A 10,809-nucleotide genomic window follows, 5' to 3' on the forward strand; every position below is an offset into this window, starting at 1 on the left:
GGGCGGATCAGCAGCCGCAGGCCGCGGCATGCGCTACAGCTCCGCCGCACGGCGGTACAGGGACCGTGCCTCGTCGAGCGCCGCGAACTCGCCTGTGCGGTGATGCTTCAGCTCCAGCACCGCGGCGAGGCTCCGCAGCGGACCCGCCTGGGCGGGACCGGCCGCCACCACCCGGCGCAGCAGCGCGACAGACTCCTCCAGGTCGGCCACCTCGCCCGTCAGCTGGTAGCGGTCCGCGAGCCACGCCGCCAGGTTGTTGAGATCCTCCCACTGCGGCGCGTCGGCGACGAGCTGCCGGCCCAGGGCGATCGCCTCGTCGAGATCTTCCCGGCTGTCTGTGGCGCGGAACCGGTCGCCGAGGTCCACGGCAAGCCCGGCGAGATGGGACCGGTACGCCGGATCGTCGGCCGGCAGCGTGCCCACCACCCACCGTCCGAGTTCGACGCACTCGTCGAGGTCGCCGGACCGGATCCGCTCCCGGTAGCGCTGCCGCAGCGCCATCAGCAGCCCCTGCCGCCCGGACATGGGATCGGCGCCGGCGCTGCTGGTGAACTCACGGCACAGTTCGATCGTGCGGTCCAGCAGCGCGGGTTCCCGGTGGACGACCGCCAGCAGACCGGGCAGGACGGTGCTGAGCTGGGCGAGTCGTTCCTCACTCGCCACCGGCCCGGACGCGAGGCAGGCCAGCGTGAGTTCGGCGACCTCGCCGGTGTGCTCCGGGTGCCCGTTGTGCTGCAACCAGAGGCCGCCGGCCATGCAGACGGCGCCCCGATGCGAAGGTTCGTCCGACAGAGCGAACAACCGGCTGCCGGTGGTGACCGCGTCGTCGAGATCCGTGGGATCGTGTGTCACCGCGAACCGGTAGGTCAGGGCCGAGACCAGCAGTGCCAGGAAGTCCGCCGGGTCGGGCGGCTCGTCGGCGAGCACCTCGCGCAGCCACGAGACCAGTTCCATGGCCGCCTGAGCATCACTGTCCAGTTGCACCATCTGGTGCAGTGCGAGCGAGAACATCATCGCGTCGTGACGTCGCCGGTCGGGATCCCGGCCGGGCGCGCGCGCCGCCTGGCGCAGCAGCGCGACCGCCTCGTCGAGCGTGGCCCGGTCGCCCGTCCGCTGGTGCTCGTCGAACAGCCGGTTGCCCTCGTTGGAGGCGGCTCCGGCACGCAGCGCGCTCGTCGTGTGCCCGGTCCGGTCGAACATGTCGGCCAGCATCCGCGGCACCAGCTCCGGCCGCTCCCGGTGCACGTGGACCATCAATTCGATCGTGCGTTGAAAGTCGGGCGTGTCCTGTCCGTTGCCCTGCTCGCCCCAGCGGCACCAGTACAGCCCACCGACGACGTAGCACACGTCGATGTCGCGCCCGGGATCCGTGACCGACGCCAGCAGCCGTTCCGCCTCCCGTACCGCGGCCGGTTCGAGGATCGGGCGGGTATCCCCGGTCGTCGTGTACCGGGCGAGCCGCGCGCGGATGGCGTCGAGAAGCTGATCCCTGTTCACGACCGAGCGCCTTCCGTCACGTTGTCCTTGCGGAGCAACGAGGTCAGCTGTTCACCCACGTCCCGGGTGAGCCGCTGCGGGCAGTCGACGCCCATCGCGGCGGCGAGATCACGGCCGTGCACGTCCACCGCCGACTCCAGCAGCTCGGCGAGGACGGCGCCGGTGACCCGTCCCCGGCGCCAACCGACCACCGCCGTCGCGGCGCCGACCAGCAGCGCGGGCCAGCACGCGAAGCCGAGCAGGAGATAGGCGACGCCCCAGGCCACCAGTTGGGTCGCCGACGAGAAGTCCGACCGGGCCACCTGCAGCGCCGCCCGCGCCTGCTCGGGCAGCACAAGCCACAACCGGGGCCACGCGGAGACCAGATCCAGATGGTACGCCGACAGCACGCGCAGGTCCGCCGCCTCGATCCGGTCGCCGAGCCAGAACGCGCGGCGCGGCGCGGTGAGCGCGATCCGGTCGCGGGCCAGGGCGAGGCGCTCCGCGTCCCGGGCCAGCGCGGTGGCGTCGGCCGATCGAGTGGTGTGCGCCCGGCCGGCCGCCAGGAGCGCGGATTGATACCGCTGCTCGGCGGCCTCCCAGCGCCGCAGCCGCCGACGGGTGAGCAGTCGCGTCAGGGGGTGCGTGGCCTCCGCCAGCCAGATCCGTTCGATGACCGAGCCGAGGGCTCGTACGGCGAGGCCGACGACCGCGGCACCGGCGGCCAACCCGAGCAGGACCACCCCGAGCGTGCCCGCGCTCCGCGTGGCCGGGTCCGCGGCCAACTGGTCGACCCCCCTGGTCAGCCCGTCGATGTCGGTGCCGTACCGCAGGGCCGCGACGGCCACCACGAGATACAGCGCGCCGGGCAGCACCAGCAGCTGCCACCACCGGTCGACGAGCTTGCCGCCGATGGTCTCCAGCAGCTTGGTCACGGGCGCAGCCTGACGCGTTCGAGCGGCCTACCGAACACCCGGCAGGTGTCGTCGCGACCCGGCCGGGCCACCCGTGCGCAGCGGCGGCCCGGGCACGTCAGTACCTCCAGCACCGGATGGCCGCCGAGGCCGGGCAACTGCGGCGGCGCCGACCGGTACGAGCCGAGGCCACCGGCGTACCCGGCGCGCAGCAGGTGGTCGTCCAGCTCGTCGAGGCACTCCGCGACCGCCGCCGGATCCTCGCCCGCGCGAACACGCTCGACGATCGACGTGGCGAGAGTCCGCATCGGACCGTCGGCGGCGAGCGGGCCGGTGTCCTCGTCGAGCCGGGCGCAGAGCACGGCGAGCTGTTCCTGCGCGAGCGTCTCCACCCGTTGCCCTTCGTCGGCTCCACACCGGACTCGCGCCATGGTAACGGGTGCGTGCTCCCTCACGGAGGGCTTGCATCGGCGTGGAAAGCTGGTGGGATGGTCGACCAGGTGCGGGCGAGGGTGCGCCGGTACCTCGACGACGGTGACGCCCTGGCCGTGCTCGAACCGGCCGCCCTCGACGACGCGACCGCCCTGCTGACCGCCGGGGGCGGTGACCCGAGCGTCGACTACGCCGTCGGGATGCTGTACCTGTGCCGCCACATGGCGCGCGGCGCGTCGGCGACGACGCGGGACGCGCGGCGGGCGGCACGGCTGCTGGTCCCGCTGGCCGACCGGGTCCCACCCCGGGTGCTGGCGCAGCTGCGCCAGATCGGCACGACGGCCGACGAGTGGCAGGACCAGGCGTTCCACCTGGTCGAGGCGGGGCGCCCGGACGAGGCCGTCGAACTGCTGGAGGACGCCGTGGCGGCGACCGTACCGGGTTCACCGGAGCGGCTCGAGTGCCTGACGAACCTGTACGTGGTGGTTCGCGCCGCGGGTGGGGACGTGGTCCGGCTGACCGACCTGGGCAGCGAGATCATCGAGATCGCCGGCGATCGGCTGCACGACGACCTGCTGTCGTTCTCGGCGGTGTTGGGTGAGGACCTGCGTCGCCGGTTCGCCCGTACCCACGAACCGGCCACGCTCGACATGGCGGTCGCCATGCTCCGGCACGCCGCCGGATCGCTGCCGGACGGCGACCCGAACAAGGTCGCCGCGACGGCGGGCTTGTGCTCCGCTCTGACGGACCGGTTCGAGGCGACCGGGGACGTCGCCGCGCTGGAAGAGGCCGTGGACGTCGGACGACGCGGATCGCGCGGACTGCCCGAGCGGGACCGCAACCTTCCCGGCCTGCTGGACGGGGCCGCGGACGCGGCGCAGAGGCTGGCCACCCGTACCGGCGACGATTCCCTGGTGGCGGAGGCGCTCGCCCTGCGCCGCCGGTGTCTCGACCTGCTCGCCCCGGATGATCCACGGCTCGGCGCGGCGTTGACCAACCTCGCCGCGACGCTGTTGGAGGGGCCCGACGACCCGGCGGCGCTGAGCGAAGCCGCTCGGGCGACCGACGAGGCCATCCGTACCTCGTCCAGTCCGGAGGTCCGCGTCGCGGCCCTCGACAACCGGTCGACAGCGTTGCGCCGTCTCTACCAGGTCACCGGTGAGGAGAGCGCCCTGCGCCAGGCGATCGAGTCCGGTGAGGAGGCCCACCGCCTCGGCGGCGGCACCATCGCGCTGTCGCTGGCGCGGCAGCGCGAGTTCGAACGAACCGGTGATCCCGCGCACCTCGATCGGGCCGTCGAACTGCTCCGGGTCGCCGTGACGAGCGGCGGGGACACGGTCACCCGCGCCAGGGCGCTGCACCTGCTCGGAACGGCCCTGCTCGAACGGCACACCAGCACGGGTGACACGGTTGCCCTCGACGAGGCGGCGGCGGTGTGCCGGCGCGCCGTCGCCCTGCTTCCCGAGGGCCATCCGGACCGCACCAACCACCTCAACTCGCTGGGCGGCATCCTGCTGAGCCGGTACGACCGTACGGGCGTCGCACCGGTCCTCACCGAGGCGACCGACGCGTTCCGCGCGGCCGTCGCGGCCACGCCACCGACGCATCCGCATCGGCCCGGGATGCTGCGCAACCTCAGCAACGCGCTCACACGCGCGGCAGAGTACGACGAGGCCGTCAGCCTGCTGCGGGAGGCGGTCGCCGCCGCACGCCCGGGCAGTCCGGACGAGTCGTCGTTCTGGAACGACCTCGGCATCGCGCTGCGGCAACGCTTCGACCGCACCGGCGACTCGGCGTCACTCGACGAGGCGATCGGTCTGCTGCGGAAGGCGGCAGACGCCGCTGCGGCGACGAGCGCGGCCAGGCCGAGGCGGTTGAGCAACCTGGGGTTCGCGCTCGCGCGACAGTCGGGTCGGGACGCTGAGATCGCCGCGCTGTTCCAGGAGGCGGCGCTGTCACCGCTGTCGCCGACGCCGGACCGGGTCGAGGACGCGCGGGAGTGGGGGAGGACATGGGCTCGCGGCGGCGACTGGGGCCGCGCGATGGCCGGGTTCGAACTGGCGGTCGAGCTGCTGGCGCGGATCGCCTCCCACGGGGTGGGTCGTCGGGATCGGGAACACGGTCTCGGGCGCTTCGACGGGCTCGCCACCGACGCGGCGGCCTGCGCGCTGCATGCCGGGGACACCCCGAAGGCCGTTCGTCTGCTCGAACAGGGACGGGGAATCCTCATCGCCCAACAGCTCGACCCGCGGTCGGACCTGACCGCGCTGCGTGCCCGGCACCCCGATCTCGCCGACGCGGTGGACCGGCTCCGGTCGGACCTGGAGTCCGGGCCCGGTTCCGCCGCCGCAGCCGGTGGTGACTGGCTCGACAACGCGGGCCGGGAAGCTGACCGTCGACACGGTCTGAGCCGGGAATGGGAGGGGTTGATCGCGCGCATCCGGGCGCTGCCCGGGTTCGCCGACTTCCTCGCCGCGCCCCCGCTCGACGCGCTGCGGGCGGAGGCCGCCGCCGGACCGATCGTGCTGATCAACGTCAGCCGCTACCGGAGCGATGCGCTCATCCTCACCGCCGGCGGGGTCGACGTCGTGCCGCTACCGGAGATCACCCCGGCGCGGGTTGCCGAACAGGCCGGGGAGTTCCACCGCGCTCTCCACGTCGCGCAGCTCCCCGGACCGGACGAGAGGCGGGCTCAGCAGACGCTGACGCGGATCCTCGGGTGGCTGTGGGACGCATTGGCCGCCCCGGTCCTGAACCGGCTGACCGCCGCGGAGCGCGTCTGGTGGTCGCCGACCGGTCAACTGGCGTTCCTGCCGCTGCACGCCGCCGGGTATCACGAACGGCCAGGCTGTTCGGTGCTGGACCGGGTGGTCTCGTCCTACACCCCGACCGTGCGCGCGTTGCGGCACGCGCGGGCCCGAGCGGCGGGGGCAATGGAGCGTGGACTCCTCGCGGTGGCGATGCCCGACACCCCCGGCGCCGCCCGGCTACCCCACGCGCAGCGGGAAGTCACGCGCCTCGACGCCGCTCTGCGCCTCACCGGGCCCGAGGCGACGGCGGAGCGGGTGCGGGCCGAGATGACGCGGCACGCACAGGTCCATTTCGCCTGCCACGGCATCAGCGACCAGAGCGAGCCGTCGGCGGGACGACTGCTGTTGCACGACCACGAGAAGGACCCGTTGACCGTGCAGGAGGTCGCGCGGCTGGACCTCACCGGCGCGCGGCTGGCGTACCTGTCGGCGTGCCAGACCGCACACGGTGCCACTCACCTGTCCGACGAGGCCGTACACATCACGTCGGCGTTCCTGCTGGCCGGTTATCCGCAGGTCATCGGGACCCTCTGGCGGGTGAACGACCGCGTCACCGGCCTGATCGCCAGGAACTTCTACCGCGAACTTGCCCACCACGGGTCGGCTGCGGCGTTGCACGTGGCCGTGCGCGAGTGCCGTGCGACGTACCCGGACACGCCGAGTCTCTGGGGCGCACACATCCACACCGGCGCGTGAGCTCGCCCGGTTACTCCGCGTGATCTCCTCGTTGACGAGGACCGGACCGTATCGAGGACCAGCTTCCAGGTGAAGCACAAACGGGACAGGGTCCGGTTTCGTCCCGAGATGTTCGTCTAGGCAGGACGACCCGCTTCACCGCCGCCCCGTCCTCACCCCTCGCACCGCACGCGGATTCTGGCATGGCCAGGACGGTTGACAACGAAGGTTGTCAAGCGGACGCTGAAGTTGGAGGCCATCGACAAGGGAGCCGCTCATGCGGGAGCTGACGTCGGACGAGCGGCAGGCGCTACGGCGGCAACTGGGCGCTATTGCCGCTGACTGGGCGCAGCGGCTGGACAAAGTCGATGTGGGTTCCCGTGGCAGTCCTGCCCAGGAGCCACACTGCGCGGAGAGGATGCGTGCTCACCTCGCGCGGATGGCGGCAGGTGAGCAGATGCGTCGCCTCCTCGCTGACCTCGTGTCCGCCAGTGCCGAGGAAGCGGTGCAGCACGGTGCCGGCTATCCCGACCTTGGCGCAGCGGTAGGCGCCAGTCGGCAGGCCGCGCGTAAGCGATGGCCTGGCCTGTTGAAGAGGCGTGCCTCCGAGTGGAAGCAACCGCCCGGGGGCATCGGTTGGGCCGGCAGCCATCCGGGAGGCCCGGTACCGTTTTCGGGGACCTGAGGGGCCCGGCTTTACATCCGTGGCTGACATCAGCGGTGGCGGCGGAGGCCGAACGAGCGTGGACGGCTGCCGGCTCTGAGCCGACCCCTCTGGGATCCAGCGGACGTTGCGACCTTAGCCGAAGCTGCTTGTGAGCGAGGGTTCGCAGGTGGAACCGAGGTGCACCTCCTCGCCGGCGGTGGCGTCCGGACACCCGGACGCCACCGAATCCGTCAACAGCAATTTGGTAGCCATTCGGGGCACCAGCAGTGCTGGCAGCGACGAGCGGGTCAGCCCTTGGTCTCGCGAGGGTCACGGCTTCGCGGGTAGGTGTTCCTCTCGCCGATCGTGCCGTCCTTCTTCTTCATCACGTGCTCGACGCCGCGCTGAGTGGCCATCTGTCGGCCTGCGGCCTCCGCTTCTGCCTTGGTGTCGTGCGCGCTGCTCGCCCTCTGGTTGCCCGCTGGGCGATTCTTCCACTGCCCGTCCTCGTGGTAGGTCTCAATGTCGCCCTTAGCCATGTCGTGGCCTCCCTGGTCGCATGGTCGGTCACGAATATCTGCCCGCGCTGCGTCATCCCTCAAACGTCCTCGCGAACCAGCAGCGGAGGAGATGGTCGGGAGGAGGCGCGAAATCAGGGTGGATGCGATACGTCGCTGGTATTGAGAGCAGCGAGGCAGCAAGGGGCATCGCAAGCATCAAAGTCGTTCCCGGACAGCACGAACCTCCCCAGCACTGGCTGCTCCATGCGGGTTGATGCGGTCCGGCAATCGTGGGCAGGAGGCCTGCCGGCTCACCCCTCCAGCCCGGCCCGTACGGCCGCCAGCAGGAACGGCTGGCGACAGCTCGCCGAGGGTGTGGGCAGGGGTCGGGGTTTGGCCAGCTCGGGAGCCCGAAGGCGACGTCGCGTCGGTCAACTCCTCAGGAACGCGAGCAAATCTTTGTTGACCTGGTCTTGGAGCGTTGACGTGATGCCGTGCGGTGCGCCTGGGTAGTAGATGTCCTTGGCGTTCGCGATGAGCTGGGCGGTCTTCCTCGCCGAGTCCTTGACCGGGACGATCTGGTCGTCCTCGCCATGCAGCACCAGGGTGGGGATGTCGAACTTGGCAAGGTCGTCGCGGAAGTCCGTCTCGGAGAAGGCCTTGATGCTCTCGTACGCGTTCAACAGGCCGGCCTGCATGCTCCATAGCCAGAACTGGTCGAGGATTCCCTTCGAGACCTTCGCCCCCTGCCGGTTGGCGCCGTAGAACATCTGCGCCAGGTCCTGGTAGAACTGCGACCGGTCCTTCATCAGGTTGGAGCGCATCTGATCGAAGACGGCGATGGGCAGGCCCTCGGGGTTGTCCGGCGTCTGCACCATGATCGGCGGCACGGCGGAGATGAGGACGGCTTTGGCGACCCGTCCCGTCCCGTGGCGGCCGATGTAGCGCGCGACCTCACCACCGCCGGTCGAGTGTCCGATCAGCGTGGCGTCGGTGAGGTCGAGCGCGTCGATGAGCGCCGCGAGGTCGTCGGCGTAGCCGTTCATGTCGTTGCCGCCGGAGGCCTGGCTCGACCGGCCGTGACCGCGGCGGTCGTGCGCGACGACCCGGAAACCGTTCTGCGCGAGGAAGAGCATCTGCCCGTCCCACGCGTCCGCGTTCAGCGGCCAGCCATGGGAGAAGGTGACAACCGGGCCTGCACCCCAGTCCTTGTAGTAGATCTCGGTGCCGTCCTTAGCGGTGATGTAGCTCATGCCGCTGTCCTTCCGATTCATCATGGTCGGCATGCCGGCCGGACGCCGGGGCCGTAGGACCGCGAATGTTGCGAGAGAGGGTGCAGCAGCTCGCGCCCGGGATGTCGGGTTTACCCGATGTTAGACGGCAGTGGGTGAACCGCGGGCCCGGATCGGGCGAACGCGGCGAGGACTCCACGAGCCACGTCACCCGTTGCTCTGTCTCCGGATGTGGCAACTGTCCGCGGACGTGGTGGTCGCGGCAAGATCGATGCTTGCCCGCACCGTTTGTGTTTCCGGCTCGGACGTCAGGTGCAGCGCGAGGCCCTGCGGACCAAGAACAGTCGCGCGGCGATCTGGCGGCGCCGCAGCCTCCACCCGCTGGAGCTCCCTTACCGTCAGCACTCTGCCGAGAAGTGCGGCGCCGCAGCGCGGCAGGAGCGGGAGGGTGTCGGGGTGTCGGCCGAGCCGGGACCGTGGCAGCGCCCGTGCCCGGGCCAGAGACCGGCGCGGTCGGCACCGTGCGCGTCGCCCCTTACGGTATAGACAACCGCACCCGCCGAGCAGATTCAGGGTGATCCCAGTCGCCTCGGCGGCCGGCCAGCTCGTAGGCATTGACCTGAAGTTCCTGTGGCGGCCGGCAGGGCCCTCAGCTGATGCGCAGGCTCGCGATCAGGCCGTCGCGGAGGTGGAAGGTCATCGGGCCGGTCCCGTTGAAGCCGTTGCCCGAGACCTTGAGGGTGGCGACGTAGCTGTCGGGGTCCGTGCCGGGCTCGATTCCGACGAGCTCGAAGTGCGACTGCACCCCGATGTTGTCGGTGCGGTCCCAGGAGCGCACACCGTCGCGGCCGTGGAACTCACGACCCCAGTCGTTGAGGTACGCGTCGTCGGTGAACGCCGCGACGAAGGCATCCGAGTCGGCGCGGTTGGTCGCGTCGATGAACGTCTGGATCGGGGCGGGGATGCCGGGGCTGGTCATGAGCGCATCTTTTCGAGGGTCGTGCGGCGCGGACGGGTGCACCACAGGCGGGATGACGGGCGGCGGCGAGGCGTTCCGTCCTGACCGGGTTGCCGACGGTGGTGGGCTTGTCGGGCGGGCACGTAGCCGAGCCTGCCTCCGCTGTGACAACTCGTGCTGAGCGTAGATCATTCATCCGTGCGGAGCAGGCGGAACGAGCCGCAGCGTCGGTCAGCTCCGGCCGCCGGCCGGCGGAGAAAGATGACGATCACCGACAGGCAGGCGGCCGCCTGGATGGTGAGGAGGACGGCGCTGATGGCCAGCAGGGTGATCCCGGCCACCTGCGGGGAGCGTGAAGGTTAGTTTCGTGTCAATGAGCATCAATGGCAAGAATATCCAGACGGGTGTGGACCGGGTCGTGAGCAACCGCTAGCTTCCTCGACCATGTGGAAGATTGTCGATATCTCACACGAACGTCTTTTACGCGGCCCGGTCGCCGCGTTGACCGCCGCCGCGTTCGCCGTCGTTCTGGTCGGGTCCGCGCCGGGCGCGGCGTACGCGTACGCCGACTCCGCCACCGGCACGATCAACACCTCCGGTACGGCGCTCAGCGTCCGGTCGGGCCCGGGGACCGGCTACGCGGCGTGGCGAACGGTGTCCGACGGGTCGACGGTCACGCTGCTGTGCCAGACCACCGGCCAGTCGGTGACCGGCACCTACGGCACGACGACGCTGTGGGACCTGCTGTCCAACGGCGGCATGGTCTCCGACGCCTACGTGCACACCGGCTCGGACGGCCAGGTCGTCAACAGCTGCGCCTACGTCGGCGACGAGCCGTCGTCGAAGACGAACCCGCGATCCGCCAATGGGGCGATCGACTGGGCCTTCCAGCGGTACCGCTCCACCGCCTACGAGAACCTGTGCCTGGCCTTCGTCGCCCAGGCGTACGGGTGGGGCGGCTCGGGCTGGAACACCGCGGAGATCGGCGGTGACTGGGAGAGCAGCAACGGCTACCTGAAGACCTCCGGCATCCCGCCGCGGGGCGCGCTGGTCTGGTACCACAACTCGGTGGGCACCGGGCACGTGGCGATCAGCCTGGGTGAGGGCAAGTATATACATTTCCGATTCCACGAGACCGTAATAGAACTCGCATGCCGTCTTCTTCT

The 10,809-nt window shown here is 70.8% G+C and carries 8 protein-coding genes and 1 pseudogene; 2 read left to right on the forward strand and 7 right to left on the reverse strand.

Going from position 1 to position 10,809, the window contains the following annotated elements; translation table 11 throughout:
• Nucleotides 1–33 precede the first annotated feature (33 nt).
• From ACW0Q9_RS24825 to ACW0Q9_RS24835, 3 genes are read right to left on the reverse strand one after another with little or no spacing between them, the layout of a single operon-like run.
• On the reverse strand, nucleotides 34–1,497 hold the full coding sequence (locus tag ACW0Q9_RS24825; RefSeq protein WP_456185228.1) for a tetratricopeptide repeat protein: 1,464 nt from the start codon (nucleotides 1,495–1,497) through the stop codon (nucleotides 34–36).
• Nucleotides 1,494–2,411 (reverse strand): hypothetical protein, encoded by a 918-nt coding sequence (locus tag ACW0Q9_RS24830; RefSeq protein WP_456185230.1) that lies wholly within the window; start codon nucleotides 2,409–2,411, stop codon nucleotides 1,494–1,496. Before ACW0Q9_RS24830 ends, ACW0Q9_RS24825 begins: the two co-directional genes overlap by 4 nt.
• Nucleotides 2,408–2,782, reverse strand: coding sequence for a hypothetical protein (locus ACW0Q9_RS24835; protein ID WP_456185232.1), 375 nt, complete (start codon nucleotides 2,780–2,782; stop codon nucleotides 2,408–2,410). The genes ACW0Q9_RS24830 and ACW0Q9_RS24835 overlap by 4 nt, the downstream gene beginning before the upstream one ends.
• Before the next feature lie 96 nt (nucleotides 2,783–2,878).
• On the opposite strand from ACW0Q9_RS24835, the gene ACW0Q9_RS24840 reads away from it, so the two are divergent.
• Nucleotides 2,879–6,328, forward strand: a complete 3,450-nt coding sequence (locus ACW0Q9_RS24840; protein ID WP_456185234.1) for a CHAT domain-containing protein — start codon at nucleotides 2,879–2,881, stop codon at nucleotides 6,326–6,328.
• A gap of 933 nt (nucleotides 6,329–7,261) precedes the next feature.
• Here the strand turns inward: ACW0Q9_RS24840 and ACW0Q9_RS24845 are convergent.
• The 4 genes from ACW0Q9_RS24845 to ACW0Q9_RS24860 all read right to left on the reverse strand — a co-directional run bounded on the left by ACW0Q9_RS24845 (nucleotide 7,262) and on the right by ACW0Q9_RS24860 (nucleotide 9,984).
• A complete protein-coding gene (locus ACW0Q9_RS24845) occupies nucleotides 7,262–7,492 on the reverse strand; it encodes a DUF2188 domain-containing protein (RefSeq protein ID WP_456185235.1) in 231 nt (76 codons plus the stop codon).
• A 392-nt stretch (nucleotides 7,493–7,884) separates the two neighbouring features.
• On the reverse strand, nucleotides 7,885–8,706 hold the full coding sequence (locus ACW0Q9_RS24850) for an alpha/beta fold hydrolase (protein WP_456185237.1): 822 nt from the start codon (nucleotides 8,704–8,706) through the stop codon (nucleotides 7,885–7,887).
• 628 nt (nucleotides 8,707–9,334) lie between these two features.
• Entirely contained in the window at nucleotides 9,335–9,664 is a 330-nt protein-coding gene (locus tag ACW0Q9_RS24855; RefSeq protein WP_456185239.1) for a nuclear transport factor 2 family protein, read from the reverse strand.
• A 167-nt stretch (nucleotides 9,665–9,831) separates the two neighbouring features.
• Complete coding sequence (locus tag ACW0Q9_RS24860; RefSeq protein ID WP_456185241.1) at nucleotides 9,832–9,984, reverse strand: hypothetical protein; 153 nt, start codon at nucleotides 9,982–9,984, stop codon at nucleotides 9,832–9,834.
• Nucleotides 9,985–10,087: 103 nt separating this feature from the next.
• On the opposite strand from ACW0Q9_RS24860, the pseudogene ACW0Q9_RS24865 reads away from it, so the two are divergent.
• Nucleotides 10,088–10,809: pseudogene (locus tag ACW0Q9_RS24865) on the forward strand (hypothetical protein); the annotation flags it as partial.

The sequence above is a fragment of the Micromonospora sp. I033 genome (assembly GCF_053890995.1).

What these genes read in the sequence shown, in the direction of transcription:
- ACW0Q9_RS24840 (WP_456185234.1), top strand. Translation starts at nt 2,879, where the DNA reads ATGGTCGACCAGGTGCGGGCGAGGGTGCGCCGGTACCTCGACGACGGT.
- ACW0Q9_RS24845 (WP_456185235.1), bottom strand. Translation starts at nt 7,492, where the DNA reads ATGGCTAAGGGCGACATTGAGACCTACCACGAGGACGGGCAGTGGAAG.
- ACW0Q9_RS24850 (WP_456185237.1), bottom strand. Translation starts at nt 8,706, where the DNA reads ATGAGCTACATCACCGCTAAGGACGGCACCGAGATCTACTACAAGGAC.
- ACW0Q9_RS24855 (WP_456185239.1), bottom strand. Translation starts at nt 9,664, where the DNA reads ATGACCAGCCCCGGCATCCCCGCCCCGATCCAGACGTTCATCGACGCG.